Source organism: Vreelandella sulfidaeris Esulfide1 (genome assembly GCF_054072535.1).
Window position 1 is genome coordinate 1,707,089 of sequence record NZ_CM133364.1, and the last position, 21,781, is coordinate 1,728,869.

20 protein-coding genes are annotated in these 21,781 nt (G+C 54.1%); 15 read left to right on the forward strand and 5 right to left on the reverse strand.

Going from position 1 to position 21,781, the window contains the following annotated elements:
- Window positions 1–78 precede the first annotated feature (78 nt).
- Both ACW44H_RS07845 and ACW44H_RS07850 read left to right on the forward strand, forming a co-directional pair.
- Entirely contained in the window at window positions 79–1,116 is a 1,038-nt protein-coding gene (locus tag ACW44H_RS07845) for a hypothetical protein (RefSeq protein ID WP_457508245.1), read from the forward strand.
- Window positions 1,117–1,198: 82 nt separating this feature from the next.
- A complete protein-coding gene (locus tag ACW44H_RS07850) occupies window positions 1,199–2,173 on the forward strand; it encodes a calcium/sodium antiporter (protein WP_457508247.1) in 975 nt (324 codons plus the stop codon).
- A gap of 424 nt (window positions 2,174–2,597) precedes the next feature.
- Here the strand turns inward: ACW44H_RS07850 and ACW44H_RS07855 are convergent, their stop codons facing one another.
- Window positions 2,598–3,326 carry a PRC-barrel domain-containing protein gene (locus ACW44H_RS07855; RefSeq protein ID WP_457508248.1) on the reverse strand — a complete coding sequence of 243 codons (729 nt, stop codon included), beginning with the start codon at window positions 3,324–3,326 and terminating at the stop codon, window positions 2,598–2,600.
- Between the two features lie 310 nt (window positions 3,327–3,636).
- Between ACW44H_RS07855 and ACW44H_RS07860 the strand changes: the two genes are divergently transcribed.
- Complete coding sequence (locus ACW44H_RS07860; protein WP_457508250.1) at window positions 3,637–3,984, forward strand: DUF1622 domain-containing protein; 348 nt, start codon at window positions 3,637–3,639, stop codon at window positions 3,982–3,984.
- Between the two features lie 244 nt (window positions 3,985–4,228).
- Here the strand turns inward: ACW44H_RS07860 and ACW44H_RS07865 are convergent, their stop codons facing one another.
- Both ACW44H_RS07865 and ACW44H_RS07870 read right to left on the reverse strand, forming a co-directional pair.
- On the reverse strand, window positions 4,229–5,986 hold the full coding sequence (locus ACW44H_RS07865; protein WP_457508252.1) for a sensor domain-containing phosphodiesterase: 1,758 nt from the start codon (window positions 5,984–5,986) through the stop codon (window positions 4,229–4,231).
- A 287-nt stretch (window positions 5,987–6,273) separates the two neighbouring features.
- A complete protein-coding gene (locus ACW44H_RS07870) occupies window positions 6,274–7,029 on the reverse strand; it encodes a phosphatase PAP2 family protein (protein ID WP_457508254.1) in 756 nt (251 codons plus the stop codon).
- A 409-nt stretch (window positions 7,030–7,438) separates the two neighbouring features.
- Between ACW44H_RS07870 and ACW44H_RS07875 the strand changes: the two genes are divergently transcribed.
- The 8 genes from ACW44H_RS07875 to ACW44H_RS07910 all read left to right on the forward strand — a co-directional run bounded on the left by ACW44H_RS07875 (window position 7,439) and on the right by ACW44H_RS07910 (window position 13,986).
- Window positions 7,439–8,170, forward strand: a complete 732-nt coding sequence (locus tag ACW44H_RS07875; RefSeq protein WP_457508256.1) for a hypothetical protein — start codon at window positions 7,439–7,441, stop codon at window positions 8,168–8,170.
- A gap of 345 nt (window positions 8,171–8,515) precedes the next feature.
- On the forward strand, window positions 8,516–9,919 hold the full coding sequence (gene nirK / locus ACW44H_RS07880) for a copper-containing nitrite reductase (RefSeq protein WP_457508257.1): 1,404 nt from the start codon (window positions 8,516–8,518) through the stop codon (window positions 9,917–9,919).
- A gap of 211 nt (window positions 9,920–10,130) precedes the next feature.
- Window positions 10,131–10,538 (forward strand): DUF2784 domain-containing protein, encoded by a 408-nt coding sequence (locus ACW44H_RS07885; protein WP_457508259.1) that lies wholly within the window; start codon window positions 10,131–10,133, stop codon window positions 10,536–10,538.
- Between the two features lie 80 nt (window positions 10,539–10,618).
- A complete protein-coding gene (locus ACW44H_RS07890) occupies window positions 10,619–10,825 on the forward strand; it encodes a ParD-like family protein (RefSeq protein ID WP_113268040.1) in 207 nt (68 codons plus the stop codon).
- Entirely contained in the window at window positions 10,818–11,597 is a 780-nt protein-coding gene (map, locus tag ACW44H_RS07895) for a type I methionyl aminopeptidase (protein WP_457508261.1), read from the forward strand. The genes ACW44H_RS07890 and map overlap by 8 nt, the downstream gene beginning before the upstream one ends.
- 130 nt (window positions 11,598–11,727) lie before the next feature.
- Window positions 11,728–13,047, forward strand: a complete 1,320-nt coding sequence (locus ACW44H_RS07900; RefSeq protein WP_457508263.1) for a S8 family serine peptidase — start codon at window positions 11,728–11,730, stop codon at window positions 13,045–13,047.
- 22 nt (window positions 13,048–13,069) lie between these two features.
- Complete coding sequence (locus ACW44H_RS07905; protein ID WP_457508264.1) at window positions 13,070–13,309, forward strand: hypothetical protein; 240 nt, start codon at window positions 13,070–13,072, stop codon at window positions 13,307–13,309.
- 68 nt (window positions 13,310–13,377) lie between these two features.
- The gene (locus ACW44H_RS07910) at window positions 13,378–13,986 is read left to right on the forward strand and encodes an O-methyltransferase (protein WP_457508266.1); all 609 of its coding nucleotides are present in this window, start codon (window positions 13,378–13,380) and stop codon (window positions 13,984–13,986) included.
- On the opposite strand, the gene ACW44H_RS07915 is transcribed toward ACW44H_RS07910, so the two are convergent.
- Window positions 13,958–14,671 carry an FMN-dependent NADH-azoreductase gene (locus tag ACW44H_RS07915; protein ID WP_457508267.1) on the reverse strand — a complete coding sequence of 238 codons (714 nt, stop codon included), beginning with the start codon at window positions 14,669–14,671 and terminating at the stop codon, window positions 13,958–13,960. The genes ACW44H_RS07910 and ACW44H_RS07915 overlap by 29 nt on opposite strands.
- A 119-nt stretch (window positions 14,672–14,790) precedes the next feature.
- On the opposite strand from ACW44H_RS07915, the gene ACW44H_RS07920 reads away from it, so the two are divergent.
- The gene (locus tag ACW44H_RS07920; protein WP_457508269.1) at window positions 14,791–15,693 is read left to right on the forward strand and encodes a LysR substrate-binding domain-containing protein; all 903 of its coding nucleotides are present in this window, start codon (window positions 14,791–14,793) and stop codon (window positions 15,691–15,693) included.
- A gap of 177 nt (window positions 15,694–15,870) precedes the next feature.
- A complete protein-coding gene (locus ACW44H_RS07925) occupies window positions 15,871–16,386 on the forward strand; it encodes an MgtC/SapB family protein (RefSeq protein ID WP_457508271.1) in 516 nt (171 codons plus the stop codon).
- 102 nt (window positions 16,387–16,488) lie between these two features.
- Here ACW44H_RS07925 and ACW44H_RS07930 read toward each other — a convergent pair whose 3' ends face one another.
- The gene (locus ACW44H_RS07930; RefSeq protein ID WP_457508273.1) at window positions 16,489–18,414 is read right to left on the reverse strand and encodes a DNA topoisomerase III; all 1,926 of its coding nucleotides are present in this window, start codon (window positions 18,412–18,414) and stop codon (window positions 16,489–16,491) included.
- A gap of 211 nt (window positions 18,415–18,625) precedes the next feature.
- On the opposite strand from ACW44H_RS07930, the gene ACW44H_RS07935 reads away from it, so the two are divergent.
- Complete coding sequence (locus ACW44H_RS07935) at window positions 18,626–19,873, forward strand: ABC1 kinase family protein (protein WP_457508275.1); 1,248 nt, start codon at window positions 18,626–18,628, stop codon at window positions 19,871–19,873.
- A gap of 71 nt (window positions 19,874–19,944) precedes the next feature.
- Window positions 19,945–21,762 carry an SEC-C metal-binding domain-containing protein gene (locus ACW44H_RS07940; protein ID WP_457508973.1) on the forward strand — a complete coding sequence of 606 codons (1,818 nt, stop codon included), beginning with the start codon at window positions 19,945–19,947 and terminating at the stop codon, window positions 21,760–21,762.
- The last annotated feature ends 19 nt before the right edge of the window (window positions 21,763–21,781 follow it).

The following is a 21,781-nucleotide window of genomic DNA, read 5'->3' on the forward strand; positions in this document are numbered from 1 at the left end:
GCAAGCCTCTGTTCGACGCTTGACGCTAAGGTCTAGTAAGCTTTGTTTTACTTTTGACAGTCGTGAGGATCTATCACCATGACGCACGCGAGAATTCTGCAGCAAGGAACTATCCACTGCTTTCCTGCTGGGTTACGCGATGAGCAAGGAAGGCTGGTCAATGCCGAGGTATCCGCGGTGCTCTATGACGGCAAGCGGCTTATCTTGGCCAGTGATAAGCCGGTCCCTGGTGAGGGCCGCTCGGCGGTGTTTGCCATGCCGATGACTGAGCAGGGGCCGGATGACAGCCAGCTAGAGTACTTCACAACGCCGCTCATCAAACAAGCCGTCAAGTACGAGGACCTTTCCCTTACGGCGGATGGTCGTTATGTACTGGCGACCACTGGCTTTGATCGAATCGACAACGAGAGCCATTCCCTGAACGACTACAACCATTTGCTGATTTGGCCGTTGGGCGAACCTGAAAAAGTGCAGGTAGTAGATCCCGACCCACGCGATGGTGTTGAGGGTTCCTTGGAGCTACGCACTAAGCTCGATGAAGCTGTTGGCTACCCTTACTACAAAGTTGAGGGGCTTGCCGCGGTACCTGGAGAGCGCGGCGATGGCTTGTTACTGTTCGGTATTCGCGAACAGGGGCAGGCACATGATGACTTCACCTACGTAAGCCGTATCGTGGGTGCCCATTACGAAATTAGTGAAAGTGGCAACCTGGTGTTCATCGATAAAATGCGCGTGCACTATGCCTTCGACCCGGGCAACCATCCGGCGGTTCGTTACGACTGCGGCCTGTCGAGTCTGGAGTATGACCCTTACCATGGGCGCCTTTACTTGCTAAATAGCTTCGAGGTTGAAGAAGCGGGGGAGGAACGCATCGGTGGCTATCTCTGGGAAGTCAGCCTGGGTGATTTCCATGCTGGAAGCAGTCCAACGCTGGTGACCACTCCCTCGGGGCAGCCGCTGGAATTTGAGCATAAGGCAGAGGGGCTTGCCGTGCTGGACCATGATCGACTGTTTGTTGTTTACGACAACGATCGCCACCTCGGACTAGGGAGCGTCGACGAGCGCGACGAACGGCACGCCTGCGAGGCACCCTATACCTTGTTACAGGCTTCCTGACTCCATGCCATCCCATCCATGCGTCTGCGCTTACTGTTACATCGATTGATCAAGTGCCGCTCGCAACTATTGAGGAGACATCGTGCCCATACCGATTCTGGCCATTATGCTGGGGTTTGTTCTGCTCCTGTGGAGTGCTGACCGCTTCATCGATGGTGCCTCGGCTGTAGCCGGGCACATCGGGTTACCCACTCTGGTGATTGGCATGGTAATCGTCGGGTTCGGCACCTCAGCCCCGGAGATCGTCGTGTCCATCATGGCGGCCCTGGATGGAAATCCCGAGCTGGCCCTCGGCAATGCGCTGGGATCCAATATTTACAACATTGGCCTGATCATCGGAGTGACGGCTCTAATCGTGCCGATCGCGGTGCATTCGAAAATCATCCGCCGTGAGTTGCCGCTGTTATTGCTGTTTGGAGTCTTGGCAGGGGGATTTTTCTGGAACGACCAACTTGGCCGGTGGGAGTCGCTGATGCTGCTGCTGGGGTTCTTCGGTCTGATGGGCTGGACGACCTGGGCAGCGCTGCGTAGCAAGGGAGACCCGTCAGCCGAAGAAACTGAACAAGAGCTTTCCTCGCCTGCCATGACGCTTGGCCGAGCTATCTTTTGGCTCTTGGTTGGGTTGACGCTGCTGTTGGTAAGCTCGCGGATGCTGGTCTGGGGTGCTGTGTCCGTGGCAAGTGCCTTGGGTGTAAGCGATCTCATCATCGGACTCACGATCGTGGCTCTTGGTACCTCGCTGCCAGAGTTGGCGTCTTCAATCGCCGCGGTGCGCAAGGGGGAGCACGATATTGCCATTGGCAATGTCGTTGGCTCCTGTATGTTCAACCTATTAGCGGTGGTAGGTATTGCCGGCGTTATCGCACCGATGGAGGCGCTTTCAGCGGAGATCATGCTCCGAGACTGGCCGGTGATGATGGCCATGGTAGTGGGCCTATTTATCATGGGCTACGGGGTTCGCGGCGAGGGGCGCATCAATCGCATTGAGGCAAGCGTGCTACTGCTGGGGTTAGTCGTCTACAACGGCTGGCTGGTCAACACTGTGCTGGCAGTCTGATTAAGGCAAATACCCGTTATGGTGAGCGGATTTCTGTTAATGGTGGCAATGCTGCCTCCCGCCGAATCACGGTCGTACAGAAAGGGGGGCGCCGAAGCTTACGTATACGCCTTTCGTTGCTGAGGCGCCTTGGAGTTGCTTGTTAGTATGTAAATAAACCAAGGCTTCTTGGCCATTAGGGTTAGCCTCTGTCGTCTCGCCGATAAATACGCCGGGCATATCGATGTTTAATTGCGCCACTATGATAATTTTCACATTAACTCTTATCCCTTTACTCTATACAGGTAAAAATTTTAATCTGATTTGAGGGAGGCTTTTATTACCATACGTAGCTTACGTTTTTATCCAATGGCCAAAATGAGCATTTTTGGCACTGTTACTTAAGATCTTTCTTAACTCTTAGGCCAGCAACTGACGCCTCTTGTTACTCAAGAAGGCTCTCATATCTTTCGTAGTCGAAGGGCTGCATTTCGCCAATTTCATCTTCATCATATTGCAAAGAGTAAGTGGCGTAGCTGGGGGCCCATCCATGCCCATAACCGTAAAAAGGAAAAGCGTAAGGTCCACGGCTATCAGTATCGACGACTACGCCTTGAATCTCGCCATTACGCGAGAACAATATATTGTCGATATAACCATAGCCGACACCTTCTCCAACCGATGCATAGTCGTCGAGCACATCAGTGAGCTTCCAAATATCCGAGCCAGTGCCGATGTCATCGTCAACTTGCTGGGTCTGGCTGAGACTTTGTTCGGTAATGTATTCATCAGAAGCAAAGAGGCCGTATTCATCGACATTATCTTCTGTTACTGGAAGCTTTACACCGCCTTCATGCAGTTCAATGTTTTCCCATGGAACCAGGACATGCGTATCCCCAATATCCCAGAGCCCGCCTACCTGGGCGATGATGGCAGCTATATTATTGTCCTGGGTAAGAAGCACATTTTCGACGCTACCGATTTCTTCCTCATTATCCCCAAAGACCTCGGCATCCATTAATTTATCAGCTCTTATGCCACCAGCTTCATAAATATCTTCATAATTCCAGTCGCTTAAAGGCGTTATTTCTTTATCTTGCGCGTGGGCTTGGAGCCCAACAGTAGTAGTGGCGATGGCTAGCGTGGTGACATAAATATTACGTTTGATTAACATGCCAACTCTCCTCACTTTTTACTTATCTGCAAGTTAGAAGCTAACCCCCTAGTTGTAAAGGAGGCGTGTTGGGGGCTGCTGCAAATATTTTTAAATCAAGGGAAACAATATGTTGCTAGGAATGTTGGCGTATCTTCTATGCCTAGGTACTTACAAAACGTCAACAGCCCCTGCTAGCTAATGTTTCGTAAGAAACTGTTACCCTTGCACAATAAAGATTAAAGAAACGTGATAACGCTTTACCCCTCCAAGAACGGTTACTAGGGTAATATGAATGTGTGTAGGAAGTTCAAACTATGCTGGAGGAAAAGTGATCGAAATTATAAAGCCAGTTGCGGAATTGGTAGTGGCAATTCTGGAGTTGCTTGGTATCTTCGTTATTGTCGGGTTCGCATTTTATGCTTTAATTATTGAGCCGATTATTCTTTTAAAGAAGAATAAAAATGAACCCATATTTCGCCAGATCCGTCACCGTCTCGGGCGTGGTATTCTACTCGGCTTAGAGTTTCTCGTTGCGGCAGACATCGTTCATACTGTTGCAGTTGAACTAACATTTAAAACGGTTGGTGTATTGGCAATTGTTGTCCTTATACGCACCTTTCTTAGCTTTACACTGGAAGTTGAGCTGTCTGGGCGGTGGCCTTGGCAGCAAAAGTGACCTTTCCTCCAAAACTAACACCATGGCAAGACGATACGCCTCGCGCTCGGCCAGCATCATCTCAAACATCAAGTTTCGCGACTATATGACGGGTTCGACTTTGGTCATCGTGCCGGGGCTGGCAGCGGTTTCGCTGTTGGGCAGGCGCTTTCATCTCAAAGCGGCCACTTGAGAAGGGAGCCGCAGCAATAACGAAGATACATGAGCTAGCCCAAATCCACTGGAGAGACGCAGGCAATTAGCATTATTGGACTGTTCTGTCATGCAGCCAATTTTCGAATACCAGGGGCAATAGTGGCTTAGCGATAAAGTATCCCTGGGCCTCGTCGCAGCCTAGTTCCATAAGGCGGCGGTAGGAGATATCGTTTTCTATTCCTTCGGCCACCACTCGGTAGCCTAGGTCATGGGCCATTGAGATCATCGAATTAACCAGCGTCTCGGTGCGCGCGTCCTGACCAAGCTCGGTAATAAAGCGGCGGTCTATTTTTACGGTGTGGGCAGGAATCTCATGCAGATAGGAGAGGCTGCTATAACCGGTACCAAAATCGTCGATAGCGATCTGCAGGCCAGCCGCGATTAGCGCCTTAAGCTGGTTAGCCGCCATCTCCCCCTGGCCAATCAGAGCGCTTTCGGTAAGTTCCACTTCTATAGCGGTGCTCGGTAGTGCCGCATACGCCATTTCATCCAAAAGCCGTATGGCAAAATCCTCCTCCTCAAGATTGGTTGCTGATACATTAACCGAAATCTGAAGCGTTTTTCCCTGCCGATGCCAAGCTGCCGCTTGTCGAACGGCATGACGCAACACCCACTGCGTTAGTGGTTTTGCCATGGGCGTATTTTCGATCAATGGAATAAATTCGCCAGGCGATACGTCACCCAGGGTTGGGTGTTGCCAGCGCAACAGTGCTTCCGCCCCCAAGCACTCTCCGTTCGTCAGGGAGACGCGTGGCTGGAAGACCAGATAAAGCTCGTGCTCGTTTTCAAGTGCCCGGCTGATGTCGCCCAGTAGGGTAAAGCGCCGTTGATAATGGGCATCAAGGTCCAATGAAAAGAGCCCGGCAACTTTTCCTGCCTGGCGAGCATCGAGGCACGCGGCGTGAGCGGTTCGCAAGACATCCTCTGCCGTGACGTCGCTCAGGCAAAATGGAGCGATGCCCATGGTGGGACGTACCAATACTGGGACGGCTCGAGTGGATTCAAGCATGAGCAGCGCTTGGCGTAAACGAGTCGCTTCTTCCAGCAGATCGGCATCACTCGTTTGGTTCACCAGGTGCACAAATTGACATCCGCCCAGGTGATAGAGCTTCGATTTCGAACCGATGGCCTGCTGCAGGCAATGAGCAGCAATCCGTGCCAGCTCATCAAGAAAAGCGGGTCCCATGGTGCGGTGAAGCGTACTTAACTCACTGGCATGGACCACCTCGGTAAAGATGGCAACTCTTTGTCCTTTCGGTGTATCTCGCTCCATGTCCTGCAAGTCTTCGGCAAACTGATGGCGGTTGGAAAGGCCCGTCAACGGGTCGATCCGGCCGAAAGCATGCTGTAATTCAATCTGTGCCATTACCATGGCAGCCAGATCGTAAAGCGTCGCCTGCTCTTGTTCGGACACCTCCCGTGGTTGAGTGCCCAGGACGCACATCGCGCCCAAGGTATACCCCTCTCGCGTCACTAGCGGTGCGCCCGCGTAGAAACGAATGCCCGAGTTCGCTAAATAGCTATTCCGGTAGCAGTTCGAGGCAAGAAGATCCGGGATAATAAGGATTTGAGATGAGTCACAGACATCCGCGCAGGGCGCCGTTCCACGAGGTATCTCCCACTGATCAACACCTACTCTAGATTTAAACCATTGGCGGTTCTCATCAGTAAGCGACACGGCTGCGATCGGCAAACCGAAAAGCTGGCTGGCCATCCGTGTGATCCGGTCAAAACTTTCACTGGGAGAGGTATCCAGCAAGTTTAGCTGGCGGAGCGCGAACAAACGGTCTTGTTCTTGGGTGTTCATTATGCGTTGCACTACCCTGTGGAGAATATTGATCCTTGGGTAATGATTATACTAGTCAAATGTGGATGTAATTAATTAATAAAATACACTTTTTTATGCTTTTTGAATTAAAGGGGCATTAATGACTTAGATATCGACAGGTGCAGAATTTACCCTTTGAACTGGATCAGAAAATATCCTCCATTTCCTATGCAGCAGTGGTGACGCGAGGACAAGAGGGGGAGTCAGCCGAATTTTGGGGTAGCTGGACAATACTCATTGGTGTTGTCCAGCTCTGCTTGAGCTAATTATTTCGTGTCCGACAAGTTCTTTTCCGGCTCTACCTGCCCGCGCCGCTGCATCCAGCGCATCACGATCCAGCAAAGCGCTGCCCAACTCGCCCCGGCCGTCCAACCGGCAAGCACATCGGTCGGCCAATGCACCCCGAGATAGACGCGGCTCATGCCTACCAGCAAGGTCAGCAATATCGCCAGTATCAGAAGGTAAGCCTTCAGCCTCAGCGCAGGCTGAACGCGAATGAGTAGAGCGGCCAGGGTGAGGTAGGTCACGGCAGACATCATTGAGTGCCCGCTGGGAAAGCTCGCGGTGTAGACCATGGCTTCATGAGGCACGAGATCCGGGCGAGGGCGATCAAAGCCTATCTTCATCACAGTGCTGAGGAGTATGCCGCCAGGCACTGCAATCGAGGCAAAGAGGGCCGCGCGATAGCGTCTGGCAAGTAACAGATAGCCCAGGGCGCCCAGCGTGATGAGTACCAACACGCCGACACCGCCAAGCGCGGTAAAGTCCCGGCCCATTTCTTCGACCCAACCCGGCCCGATCGGGTCGCTAAGATCTGCTGGATTGCGAAGGGCCAGCAGCAGGCTCTCATCGATGCTGTGGGTGTCCCCCTCAATAACTTCGTCGGCCAGCGCGATGAACCCCCATATTCCGCCGGAAAGTACCGCGACGCATAACAGCATTGTAAGTTCGTAGCGGCCGAGCCGAGCCAGCAGAGAAAAGCTATGGCGTCCAACGTGTCCAATTTTTTTATAGTGCTTCATTTGCAACTCCTTTGCTTTGTTCCTGAATTCAACTAATAAATGATACACAACGTCGGTTCAGGCGGTCCTATTGCGCTATGTTATCAATAGCGGGAAAACGACGGCTGAAGCCTTGCTCTGCCATCCAATGAGCTGCCGCCCGCTTGCCGAATACATGCAGGAAGAAGGGGTCCAGGGTCATGCCTTGATTCCCGCCGACGGCGAAGTTATCTCTTTCTAATATCCCGAGAACGATGACGCTAAACCGCATGGCCGGTTAATTCAAACGCTATATGGCAAGTGTAAATAAGCGCACCTAGCCGAACCAAGAACTTTCCTCCATATTAACAATGGGTCAGACGAAGACCCGTTGATGACCATACGTTAGCTACTTCATTAGCGATAGCGCTTAAGCGAGAGGATTGCACCAATGACAGGGACAAATAAACCATCAACGACATTTTTGGGCGATAACCGGGTAAAGGTACTCTTGGTCATCGCGCTTATTGCAGTGGTCTGGGCCGTGGTGGCACACATTATTGCCGATTCACGAGAAGACACCATGGAAGCGCTTGAAGCTCGGTTAGCTGAAACTGAACGTGAGCACCAACTGATTCAGGCGCAGATGTCTGAGGTTGAGGCAGCAGAGCTTGACTTAGCAACCCTGCAACAGCGAATGAGCGACCTAGAGGTTGAGCAAAGCGAAGCTGAAGCTGAGCTTGCTTCAACGCGAGCCGACATTGCCAATGCCGAGCAAGAGTTGACCGCTTTACGGGGTGAGCGTGAAACCCGCGAAGAAGAAATAGAGACCCTCAACGAGCAGATAGACGAAAGACAGAACCGCCTTGAGGAACTGAATGAGACATACGCTGAGGTAAAAGAAGAGAAAGAAGAGGCTGAAGCCGCCCGCGATGCCGCTCAACAGTCGCGCCAAGAGGCAGAAGAGGCCCGGAACCAGGCCGCATCAGAGCTTGAAGCGCTAAACGCTGACCTTGACGAGGTCAATAACCAGCTTGCTGAAGTCAATAACCAACGTGATGAGGCCAATAGCCAACTTGACGCAGTCGTTGAAGAGGTAAGGGCGTTAGAAGAAACGCGTGAAGCGCTCTCTATTGAAATCACTGCGCTTAGAGTGATGCGCAACGAAGTACAAACGCCTTAACGAATATCACCTCGCAACGCAGCGATTTAAAGGATGCCAGCGGAGCGCTGGTCGATTTAGAGACGCTTTTTCCTCTCAGTTTAGGGGCGACTGGAATGGCCGGTTTGCCCCCTATACAGATACCGGTACAGCCGATGAAAGCGGTGCCCGCTTTTTTATCGTAGCAGATGTCCGAAACATAATGCGTACGGGCCGGGCTGTCGGAATTTGGCGGTAACGATACAGTTTTTGTAAATTTCTCTGCTAAACAGTTTCTTGATAGGGGTCAAATTAAACATTCATTTTTGATGCTACTTTATCCTTGTAAGCAAGGGAAAACATTAATCCTCACGAGGGGATACAAAGATGAAAGCTAAAGGTAGCATTTTTCTCAAAACCGCTGCGGCATTGATCTCCAGCGCAGCGCTCGCCACTCCCGTTATGGCAGCACACGGCGAAGTACTCAGTCCTGCCGAGATCACGCCGGATGTGACTTATACACTGCGTACCGCCGTGCAGGATGGCAAGCTGGTGTTCATTGGCGACAAGGGCAGGATCAAGGACATCGTCAACCCCGACCTGCACGCGCCGGTCGGTGCCGTGGTACAGATCAACCTGATCAACGGCGATGGCGCTCTGCATGATATCGCGCTGCCCGAGTTCGAGGTCGACTCCGACGATATCGGCGGCCAGGGCTCGGCCACCGCCGTGGCATTCCGGGTCGATGAAGAAGGTAACTTCGAGTACCTATGTAGCCTTCCCGGGCACAAGGCGGCCGGCATGGTGGGTAATTTCATCGTCGGCGACCCTGAGCCGGAAGAGCAGGCTGAAGCCGCCCAGGATCTGGCTAAAGACCCCCATGACGTGGGCGAGCCGGTCGGTGATCGCGGCCCGCAGGAAGTCACTGTCGATCTCGAGAGCACGGAAGTGGAAGGCTACCTGGCGGACGGCTCCAGCTACAAGTACTGGACCTTCAACAACACGGTGCCTGGCCCCCTCGTACGAGTCCGCGTAGGTGATACCGTCAACGTCAACCTGAGCAATGCCGAGGATAGTGCACACATTCACTCAGTCGATTTTCACGCCGTGACTGGCCCCGGTGGTGGTGCCGCGGTGACCCAGGTAGCGCCCGGCCAGAACAAGAGCTTCTCGTTCAAGGCGCTGGCACCAGGGCTCTACGTCTATCACTGCGCTACGCCGATGGTTGCACAGCACATCTCCAACGGAATGTATGGCATGATCCTGGTCGAACCCGAAGGTGGGCTCTCGCCGGTGGAGCGCGAGTTCTACATCATGCAGGGCGAGCTCTACACCGCCGAACGTCACGGTAGTCAAGGGCTGCAGGAGTTCTCGCTCGACAAGCTGCTCGATGAGCAAGCCGAGCACTTCATGTTCAACGGTAATATGGATGCCCTGACCCAGACGTACAAGATGGAAGCCGATGTAGGCGACGATGTCCGTATCTTCTTCGGTGTGGGCGGCCCTAATGCCACCTCCAGCTTCCACGTGATCGGCGAGATCTTCGACAAGGTCTATGACCAGGCCTCGTTGACCAGCCCGCCCTTGACCGATGTGCAAACCACCTTGGTACCCCCGGGCGGTGCGACCATGGTTGAGTTCGAGGTCGATTATCCCGGCAAGTTCATCGTGGTGGACCATGCACTATCGCGCTTGGAGAAGGGATTGGCTGGCTTCCTCCATGTCAATGGCGAGGCGAATGCCGACGTGTTCCACACTGAAGAGGCCCACGACCCCAACTCTGGCCACTAATCGGTTCATATAGGCAGCACCCAGCGCGTGAGCCCCATACCGAACGGGACTCACGCTTTTCTGGTTTTATCCTAATGCCCTTTACGTTGGCAGCTTCTTCGAATAGCTTTTTTAATGCCTTCGATGGGGGCGTTTTCTTCTATCACGTACGCGCCCATACTTGCTGTCGAAGCAGGGCCATTCTTACTTTATCGGCAGGAAATAATGTCCGATGTCCTCCACGCTGCTACGCCTGTTCGCCGACGCCATTCTGATCATCCACGTGCTGTTTGTGGCCTTCGTGGTGCTGGGTCTATTCGCTGTGTACTTGGGCTATTTTTTAAACTGGCGTTGGGTTCGTAACCGCGCCTTTCGGATTATTCATCTATGCGCCATTGGTTATGTGGTGGTGCAAGCATGGTTGGGGGTCGTCTGCCCGTTAACTACTTGGGAAATGGCGTTGCGGGCTGAGGCGGGCGCAGACACCTATTCGGGCTCGTTTATACAATACTGGCTACATAGCCTGCTCTATTTCGCTTTGCCAGAGTGGGTGTTTGTGGTGGTTTATACCCTTTTTGGTAGTTTGGTGCTGGCGAGCTGGTTTGTGGTGAAGCCTCGTCGACGTGGCAGCTTAACGTAATAGGCTAGCCTTGCTGTCAGCACATGTCGGATATATGATTCGTATATGTATCATATTCGTTTCATATATTAGGTGCTGTGATGGGTATAGTGAAAATCGATGATCAGTTACATGAAGATATCCGCAAGGCGAGCTCGGTGATGGTGCGCTCAATCAATGCCCAGGCGGAGTATTGGATAAAGATAGGTATGCTGGCTGAGGCCAATCCGAGCATGACCTTCTCTGACATTATGCGCGAGCAAATGAAGCAAGCCGACGTTGATGTCAGGAAGGTGATTGGTGGCTAAGGTAATACTTAAAAGCGTAGAGGAGTTGAGCGTAATGCGTGAAGCCGGGCGGCTACTCGCATTAGTTTTCCAGCATCTCGATAAGCAAATAGTGCCGGGCGTGTCCACCATGGAGGTTAATAATTGGGCCGAGCGTTACATCGTCGATCATTTGCAGGCTCGCCCTGCGAGCAAGGGCCAGTACGATTACCAGTATGTATTGAATGCCTCCGTGAACTATGTGGTGTGTCACGGTATTCCCTCCGATACGCAAACCCTCAAGTCGGGCGACATCGTCAATGTCGATATTACCCTGGAGAAAAACGGTTTTATTGCTGACTCTAGCAAGATGTACCTAATAGGTGATGTTAATCCTTATGCAAAACGGCTGGTCGATAAAACCTACGAAGCCATGTGGCAAGGGATACAGGCGGTTAAGCCCGGTGCAACGCTAGGGGATGTTGGTTACGCGATCCAGCAACATGCTGAGCAGCATGGCTACTCGATGGTTCGTGAGTATTGCGGCCACGGGATTGGCCGGGAAATGCACGAAGAGCCCCAGGTGTTGCATTATGGCCAGAAAGGAATGGGACTGGTTTTACAGGAGGGCATGGTGTTTACCATTGAGCCCATGATTAACCAGGGCCGGGCCAAAATTAAAACCAAGCGGGATGGCTGGACGGTCGTGACGAGTGATAAGAAATTGTCGGCGCAGTGGGAGCATACGGTGGCTGTCACAGCTTCCGGTTTCGACGTTCTCACGCTCCGGGAAGATGAGCATATTCCCGCTTAATTCAATTCGTCTGGCGAAGATCATTAGGTGCGTTAAGCTGAAGCCACACGTTTCTGCCTGAAGACGCTGGCTTTCTATGGTTAAGCGCTTGAGCAGTAACCCTTGAAGCCAGTCGAAAAGGAGGCCAACGATGGCTAAAAAACCGACAGGTAGCGGAAGCGGCGGCACACCTTCTGGTGGAAATGGAACGCTTGCTACCGTTTCGTGCGGTATCGAAAAGCTTTTGCTTGCGGCCTTGGCGCGGGGTGGCAGTTGCCTGGAAACAGGGCGTTTTCTTATTAGCTACCGTGAAGGACGGGTAGAAGAGGGTATCAAGTCGTTAAAAGCCCAGAACTTTCGGGTCGCTGATGCACGTGACTTTACCGATCAGGCCGTCAGTCTGGAAGATGCCGGGGATGCTGAGGCGATGGTGTTCCCAGAGCTCGGTGTAGCCCTCGTTGGTGGCGACGCTTTGCAGCAGCATGGAATGAACGTTAAAGACAGCATCTCAGCGGACAGTCCGATAGAGATCATTGAGCCCGAGTATTTTGCATTTGCAGAAAGCTCGGAGTATCTGCGGGGCTTTTTGCGGGCTGCGAGTACGATAGCTCACGATCTAGGCGCTGACCGCGGCATTAGCGAGGAGGAAGAGGATACTGACGCTGACGTTCTAGGGGTGACGTGGGGATTAGCCCGATGCAAGGTACCGCAAAGCAGATGGAGTGGTGCTGGCATTAAGGTGGCCGTGCTGGATACTGGGATGGACCTTGGGCACCCGGATTTCGCCGATCGGCAATTTGAGACGCGCTCATTCGTAGGCGAGCCGGTTCAAGACCTCAACGGGCACGGTACCCATTGTATTGGCACGGCCTGTGGCCCAAAGGCGCCTATCGGCAGCACTTCGCGCTACGGCATTGCGTTTGGCTCTCACGTATTCGCGGGGAAGGTGCTGACAAATTCAGGCAGCAGTTCAGGGGCGGGCGTGCTCGCCGGGTTGAACTGGGCTATCGCCAATCGATGCGAGGTTATCTCGATGTCGCTGGGTAGTCAGAGCCCTGCACAAGCAGCTTACACCCATGCTGGCGCTGCGGCCCTGCGTAATGGGTGCCTCATTATCGCCGCCGCAGGAAATGCATCGTTGAACACGGGGGCTCCCGCCAACTCGCCAACCATTATATCCGTTGCTTCTCTTGATGCGAACTTGAAACCCTCTCGTTTTTCGAACTTTGGTAAAGTTGATATTGCAGCGCCCGGGCGCGATGTCTTTTCGTCATGGCCTCGGCCAACGCATTACAAATCGATTAGCGGCACCAGTATGGCGGCACCACATGTGGCAGGCTGCGCTGCTCTTTGGGCGGAATCTGACGCCTCTTTGCGTGGAATGAAATTGTGGCAACAACTGGTGGCGTCAGCGCAAAGGCTTCCATCGCCTGAGTCACGCGTTGGGGCGGGGCTGGTACAAGCGCCTTAGGGCATGCTAGGAGATAACATCAATGCCGAATATTGCGCTATGGATCATTACGATTTCTGGCGATCAATCGATCAATGACATCGCCACACGTCTTAGTGCAGAAGGGTTAACCATCAGGGATGTGCTTGAGGAGATTGGCTGTATTACCGGATCGGCAGATGATGCCACGGCTGAGCGGTTGAAAAAGGTCAATGGTGTGGTGGATATTTCGCCTGATAGGCAGATTGATATAGGACCGCCAGGCGCCGACGAAACCTGGTAATTGGGCCGGCAAAACAATCAAAAGGGCGATCCAGGGCGAAGCTATTCTGTGGTTAGGAGGAGTAGAGGGTGAGCGAATCGTTACAAGCATTGCTAACCGAGTTAGAGACGTTTGGCCAGGAAAATGATGCCGCCATTTCTGACCGTCCACGTCGCATGTTAAATATCACACGCGATACGGGGGAGTTTCTTTTAGTGCTTATCCAGGCGACCAACGCCCAGCGTGTGCTGGAGATTGGTACCTCCAACGGTTATTCCACTTTATGGCTTGCCCAGGCAGCAAAGCAGGTTAATGGGCATGTCACGACGATTGAGCAATCTGAACTCAAGCTTGAGTTAGCTGCCAAAAATTTCGAACGTTCGGGTCTCTCTGAATTCATCACGCAGCTTCGTGGGGAGGCGGGTGGCCTGCTTCAAGATATGCCAGACGCCAATTTCGATCTTATTTTCCTCGATTCTAAACGCTCTGAGTATTTTCAGTGGTGGCCCACCCTTAAGCGTGTCCTTCGAAAGGGCGGGGTTCTTGTCGTGGATAATGTCATTTCGCACGCCAGCGAAATGGCGCCTTTCATAACGCGGGTATCGTCAGATCCTGATTTCACAAACTGCACTGTACCGGTGGGGAAAGGTCAATTCATGGCTGCTCGTGCTACAAAAGGGACGGAGATCCTGATTTAGCAATCTCCGCACCTAACGCCATCTGCAATTCATCAATAAGAATGTCGACTTTCCGTATCGCTTCAGTCACCGACTTGGCCAATACCTCGCCACCCACTTCCTGACCTTCGATGGCAATGTAGTGAATACGAGTGATGCCGATAAATGCCAGTGCCGTGGCCAGGTGTGGTTCCAGGTGGTTCATATGGGCCATTTCTTCACCTGGCGCCATATTCACGCCGCCTCGAGCGGTGAGCACAACGGCGTGCCTTTCTCGGTCCGTAAGCATAGGAACGTATGGGTCAATCGGGTTGCTGTCATCGAACTCCACTGTTCGTTCGGGGCGCACTATTTGGTCGATCCATGCTTTAAGGGCGGCTGGCATTCCGAAGTTGTAGAGTGGCGTGCCGATCACCACAATATCCGCGGCGATCAACTCATCAATCAATTGATCGCTTTCCTTCAGAACCTCCTTCATCCAACCTTCTCGTTGAGCGTCTGGCGTAAACGATGACGCAATCCAATCGTGATTGATGATAGAAGGCGAGTGTTGGCCAATATCGCGATAGGTGAGCGTGTCTTGGGGCCGGCGTGCTCGCCACTGGCTGGCAAACTGATGAGTTAGGTGGCGGCTGTGCGAACCGTGGTTGTCGACTCCGGCAATACCGGGGCGAGCGCTAGTGTCTATCTGCAGTATATGTGACATGGTGAACTCCCGTTCTGAAATGAACTCATCTATGATTAACAACAGACTTAGCGTAGGGCTCTGTTAATAGGCAGAACAAACGATCTTTTTTTGCTGTTATAGATGAGTGAAATTCATCCATGAGCACGCGACGATTACCCTCACTTTCTGCACTCCGTGCCTTTGAAGCGGCTGCTCGCCATGAAAGTGCCAAACAGGCGGCATTGGAGCTTTCGGTGACACCCACCGCGATTAGCCATCAAATTCGTGGGCTTGAGGAGACGCTTGGTTTTTCTCTGTTTCTGAGAAAAACCCGTCAGTTAGAGCTGACTTCTCAGGGGCGCGAGCTACAGCAGGTGTTGGAAACCGCCTTTAATAGCATCAACAATGTCGTCGCACGGCTAAGTGCTATACCAGTTCGCCAAACCGTTACGCTCTCCACCACACCGGCTGTCGCGGTGCGTTGGTTGCTGCCATGGGTGTGTATGCTGCGGGACTCTCATCCCGATATCGATCTACGCATACATGCCTCTCATGAGCCGGTAGCATTGGACGGGATAACCGCAGACGTGGCCATCCGTTATGGCGATGGTCGCTGGCCCGGATTGGCAGCAGAGAAACTGTTTGATAACACGTTTATCCCCACCTGCAGCCCTCGCCTTGGATTGCACGATGCAACCCAGTTGCCTACGCATCCGCTGATCCACTTCCGCAATCAAGGAGCTGTCTCATCGCCTTTGGATTGGGCTGTTTGGCAGAAATGGGCAAAGGTCCCTGGGCTCGATGTGAGTGCCGGATTGGTGTTTTCTGACGAGACCCACGCCATTTCGGCCGCCATTGGTGAGCAAGGTGTAGCCCTGATGAGCCGCCAGTTGATCAAAGATGAGCTGGAGGAGGAGCGCTTGGTACAACCTTTTGGCCCCGAAATGGAAGGTAAACCATTCTTTTTGGTCTATCCGGAAAGCCGCCGGCATGATCCAACGATTTTGGCCATTCGTGAGTGGGTGCTGGCGGTGCCGGGTGGCTTGGGCCCATTATCATAGTGATAATTTGCAGCAGTATTTATACCGTTATCTTATTTATCACTATAACCAGATAACCTCATGCCACCAGCCCCGTTCAGAGCGAGCTTGTGGTGGCAAAAGGTAAGCATAGGCAGGGAAAGCTGCCCAGCCTTGGCAGCGAGCGCTTTTCATCAATACACCTACAGGAACGATGCAATGGAAGTGGTCAAAGATGTTCTCGTCGCCGAGTTTTCGGATTTTAACGACTTAAGTGAGTTCATCGTTGTAGTAATCCGGTTACTGCTGGCGGCTGTTCTAGGGGGGCTGTTGGGTCTCGAACGAGAGCAGCGAGGCAAGGCGGCCGGAATACGAACCCACATGCTGGTCTGCATGGGCGCCGCTGTATTTATCTTTATTCCCGAGCAAACAGGCATTTCTGATTCAGAGATGAGTCGGGTTATTCAAGGTGTCATTGCGGGCATCGGTTTTCTGTGTGCTGGCACTATCATCACCCGTAAAGATGAAAAAGGTACGTCAGGGCTGACCACGGCGGCGGGGGTTTGGTTAACGGCTGCTATTGGAATAGCCGTTGGTCTAGGGCGTGAACAGACAGCGGTACTGTGTACGGTGCTGGCCTGGATGGTGCTTTATTTAGTGCCTTTCTTTTCACGCCCTATCAGTAAGAAAAAGGCTTCGCACTTAGAGGATGATGACGATATCACCGATAGTTGATTTCCACTTGCAAAATATTAAATGGCGCAATGGAGTGAAGGCTTAGCTCAAGGTTATAGGTCAGTCTTTTTCGACATCCTTTAAGTAGTCAAGTGAAGAGGTTCAATCTTTACTGGCTGTCTTCCTTCTTCCCCCGCTGCTTTTCGGCTTGCTGTACCGCTTTCTTGTCTTACCCCCTTTTTTTATATGGCCACCGGCTTCGCCTTGGGCGGTCTGCAAACTCTGCCGAAGCTTAGCTGCATCGCTATGGGTGAGCAGGCCGCGTAAGTCGTCCAGCAGCGCTTGCTGAAAAGCGCCGGGGTCGTCTTGTTGTTCGGAAATCGCCCGCAGGCGCTGCTCCCAAAGGGCGGTTCGTTCTGGCGTGCTGACGGCGCTGGGCAGGGCGGTAATCAGGGCGCTACCGAGTTTGGTGGCGCGTAGGGCTTTCTGCTGGCGCACTAAGTAACCGCGCTGTACCAGGGTTTCGATAATGCCCGCCCGGGTGGCTTCGGTGCCCAGGCCGTCGGTGTCGCGTAGGGTGCGGCGCACTTCCGGGTCGTCCACATAACGGCCAATGTTCATCATGGCTTTAATCAGGCTGGCGTCGGTGAAGGGTTCCGGCGGGCGGGTTTCCTTCTCTTCAACGCCTGCGTCTACTGCTTGGCAGGGCTCCCCTTGGGTGAGCGGCGGCAGCGGTGGAGTTTCATCGCGGGTGGTAAAGAGTGGCTTCCAGCCGGGGTCGAGAATACTTTGACCACGGGCGCGGAAGGCTTCGTCTAGCAGCGTAAACTCGGCTTTGACTTCGAAGGTGCGCAGCGGGCGATAAAACTGCGCCATGACGTTGCGCACAATTAAGCGGAACACGTGGCCTTCGGTGTCGGAAAGCTGACTGAAATCCGCCGGTTTGCCGGTGGGTGCGATCGCATGGTGTGCGCCTACCTGCTTGTCGTTCCAGGCTTTTGAGCGCAGCGTGAAGTCCGCCCCATTTAGCCACTGCTGTAGCGCTGGATCGTTTTCGCAGGCACCGGTTAAGCTGCGCTGGGCTAATTGAAGGTGCTCTTCGGGCAGGTAGCGGCAGTCTGAGCGCGGGTAGGTGATCAACTTGTGGCGCTCGTAGAGCCGCTGGCAAATATCCAACACCATCTGTGCGGAAAGCCCATGGCGGCGGGCGGCATCTACCTGAAGTGCGGAAAGCGAGTAGGGCAGCGGCGGCGCTTGGCTTTTTTCTTGCTGGTCGAGCTTGGTTAGGTGACCTGAAGCGCCGGGCAACTGAGCCGCTAGCGCGTCGGCAGGGGTGCGATCAATCAAGCGGCCTTGGTCATCAAGTGGTTGGTGCTCTTTGGGCGCCCACCAGGCGCGCAGTTGGCCCTGGGCTACCTTAAGGTCCACCCATAGCGGGTAGAAGGGATGCGGCTTGAAATCTCGGATGGCGTTATCGCGGCGCACAATCAGCCCGAGTACTGGCGTTTGCACGCGGCCCACAGAAAGCACGCCGTCATGACCAGCCTGGCGGCCAGTGAGTGTCCAGGCGCGAGTTAAGTTAATGCCGTACAACCAGTCAGCGCGCGAGCGCGCCTGGGCCGCCTGAAAAAGCGGTTGATAGTCGGCGTTGGGGTTCAGTTTTGCCAGTGCCCGGCTGACCGCAGGTTTGTTGAGATCGCTAATCAGTAGCCGCTGCACCGGGCCACGATACTTCATGTACTCGATGACTTCTTGCACCAACAGTTGACCCTCGCGGTCAGGGTCACCTGCGTGTACCACATCGGTGGCTTGTTTTATCAGCTTGCGAATCACCGCTAGCTGGCCCCGTGCCTTGGGGCGCGGCATCAGTTTCCACTGCTGCGGCACGATGGGAAGCCGATCCAACCGCCACTGTTTATCGGCGGGGTCGTAAGCCTCTGGCGGTGCTTGCTCCAGTAAGTGGCCGAGGCACCAGGTAACCGTGGTGTCGCCACAAACCATGGCGCCATCCTGGCGTTTGCTATAGCCCGGTAATGCCTCGGCAATGGCTTGGGCGAGGCTGGGTTTTTCGGCAATTATCAGGCGCATAGCAGCGAAGCCTTTATCGTATCCGTTGATGGCGCTTATGGTAGCAGACGGCGCCCAGCATTGGCGCCAGCGGGAGCAGAGCAATAGAGTGATGCGGTAGATGGCTATTGCTGTTAAGTTGTATAGATTATGTATAAATATTTTTATTGATAGCAACCAGTTTGATAGCGATGTGCTTGATAAACGCGTTGCTAGTTAAGGGGCGTCTACAATGCGCGATCGAGGCAGAACACGGCGTTTAATGGGATTAGGCGCACGCACCGGTGGGGCGATGCTAAAAACACGTCTAGGCGGGCAGGCGGATTGGCGCGCGCTTGGCGAAGCGTTATTCGAAGGGCTATCAGAATTGAAAGGGCCCGCCATGAAGCTGGCGCAGATCATGTCGCAGTGGGATGACTTGCTGCCCCCTGATCTCGCTGAGGAGCTTGCCCGCCTGCAGCGCCAGGCTGAGCCCATGCCGTGGCCGCGTATACGTGAAGCATTGGTATTACAATATGGCGATATTGACCACTATTTTAGTCAGTTTGAAGAGCGACCATTCGCCAGCGCCTCCATGGGCCAAGTTCACCGGGCGACGACCCACGAAGGCGAAACGATCGTTCTTAAGGTGCAATATCCAGGTCTGGCCGACGTGTTAGAAAGCGACCTGATACAGGTGCGGCGCATCATGCGCCTGGGTCGCTGGTTTAAAGTTCCGCAAGCACGACTGGATGCGCTATTTGAGGAGCTTGCCGAAAGCCTGCGTGGGGAGTTGGATTATCACGCCGAGGCCGCTGCGCTTGCGCGCTATCGTGAACGCTATCAGGATGACCCGCGGCTGGTGATCCCCGAGCCGCTGCCCGCGCTTTCCGGCCAGCATGTGTTGGCCATGCGCTATGTCGCTGGTACGCCGCTGCGTGAGTTAGCGGAAGCCGATGATACGACGCGTCAGGGGATCGCTCAGGCATTGGCGGACTGGATTACAGAAGAGCTGTTTACTTACGGCGAACTGCACGCCGACCCCCATGCGGGCAACTTTGCTGCCGATGCCGAAGGGCGGCTGGTGATTTACGATTTAGGGGCGGTCATCAGTGTGCCGGAGGGACGTATTAACGCCATGATGCAACTGCTCGATGCGACGTTAAAACACGACGCCATGGGGATGGATGAAGCACTGATGCAAATGGGCGGTCGCCAGGGCCAGGGCGCGCCGTTGGCGTTGTATCGCGAATCGGCAGAGTGTATCGCGCCGCTGTTTGCGCCAGGTGAGCAGGATTTCATTGATGTGCGGGTGCACCGCCGGTTACGCGAACTAACCCCCAAAGTGTGGGCAGCGATGGACCGTTTGCAGCCCCCGGCGGATACGCTGCTACTCTCGCGGGCGTTGAACGGCCATTATTGGAATCTGGTGCGTTTGGGGGCACGACTCGATATGCATAAGCGCACGCTACCACTGCTTCAGTGGGCGCATAAACGATAAATTGATTGCCACTGCGGTGTTGTCGGCCTTCGTGATAAACTATGTCGCCTTTAAACACAGTGGAGACGGCAATGCTGGCGGTATGGGTCGATCAGCTGCTGGGATTTGCCTCCGGGGCACTCTCGGCAATCAGGCAGCAAGAACATTATCCGGATTTCATGACCTGGGTGCGTGCCAAAGGCGCAGACGCATTCGAAGGTGATGTGGCAATGGCCCAAGCGCTGGCGCCGGTGCTGTGGTCACAAACGCCGCTGGAACGGCTAAGTTTTGCCTGTGAGCCGCTGGCGACGCCGGGGCGTAATGAACCATGCTGGTGTGACTCGGGGCGTAAATTTAAGCAGTGCTGCTATAAGGTTGAGTTTCCCACCGACATTCCCGACCAGATGATGTGGATGCTCTCGCTGCGTGAGTGGAAGGGTGCCACCCTAAAAGCGGCCCTGGATAGTCAGCAAGCGCCGCCGCAAGCATTGTTGGAAGCTGGCTTAATCGCGGCTGAAAGTGGCCAGACGGGGCGTGCTATGCAAATCCTTGAATCGCTGTTTGATGGCAGCGATTGGTCACGATTGCCCGAACAGGCCGAGCCAGCCTTTGAAATTCTGCTGGATATTTACCAAGAGCGTGGCTTTACCCGCAAGCGCGCCGACCTGCTCGATGAGGTGATGGAGCGCGGGCCGATGTTTTTGCGCGGCGTCGCCCTTGAACGCCTGTGCTTGATGCATCTTGATAATGATGACTTGGATAGCGCCCGCGGTGCCTTTGTAAAAGCTCAGCAGGCGCTGCCCGATTCGCCCACCTTGGCTTATATCGAGGCCATGTTGCTGCTTCATGAAGGCCATGAGCAGGAAGCTAAAGAGCGTGCCAACTTCTGGTATCGCCGCTTGGTTCGTCAAGGAGAACTGGACGAAGACCAACTCGATTTCTTAGCTGCCCTGGCGGAAAACCCCGGCGCAACGCTTGCCGATCAGCTGCTCAGTGCGGAAGAGGATCTTGCCACACCCCTGGTGTCGCTTCAGGCGCTGCTGGCTGCGTTGCCCACCGCCCCCAAAATCGATATTCAAGCCGACCCTGACAGTGGCCGGTTGCTTTATAACACCAGTGCGCGTGAAGCGACGCTATTTGCCGCTTGGCATGAGCAGTTTCAGGTACTGGTTGACGAAGACGTAGCGCTGGGCTTCCGCGATGACCCTTGGGGCAACGCGATTGAATGGATGTCGGCGCTCTGCGCGCATCCCGAGTGGCTGGATGCCCCGCAGGTGGTGCAGGATTTAACTTTGGCGCTTACTAGCCGCTTTGGTAGCTTGCCGTGGATGGCACCCAGCCTGCTGGAGCCGCTGGCATTACGCCTTTCACGCTGGTTGGAACAGGCCCGCGCAGAAGGCGATGGCAATCTTTGCTGGGACGATGCTGACAATGCCATATTGCTACGCACTGGCTTGGCGCTGGTGGTCGGTATGGAGCGAGGTGCGCGCCAGCACTCCCGCGAGTTGGCCGAAGAGTTGCTGTTGATCGATCAGGAAGACAGCTTGGGGCTTCGCGAGCTGGTGTTGGACCAACTGCTGCGGGACGACCGTAATGAAGAAGCGCTCGCCTTGGCCGAAGAGAATGACGACGACGGTTCGCTGGTGCTTGGGTTGTTAATGGGCAAAACCCTAGCGCTCTATCGGTTAGAACAGTATGAGGCTGCTGAAACGGCGCTTGGCGATGCAGTGGGTCATAATCGCTATGCGTTAGAGCTGATTTGTGCCGAGAACCCAAGGCCCTCCATGCCCCATCCCGATGGTCAGGTAGATCCCGGCTCCCGGGCTGAAGCGTGGCAGTATCGTACGTTGATGCGCGACCAGTGGCGTACGACACCAGGGGCCTTGGACTGGTTAGAAGCTCATCGCTAAGTTATCTCTTCAAGCCTGC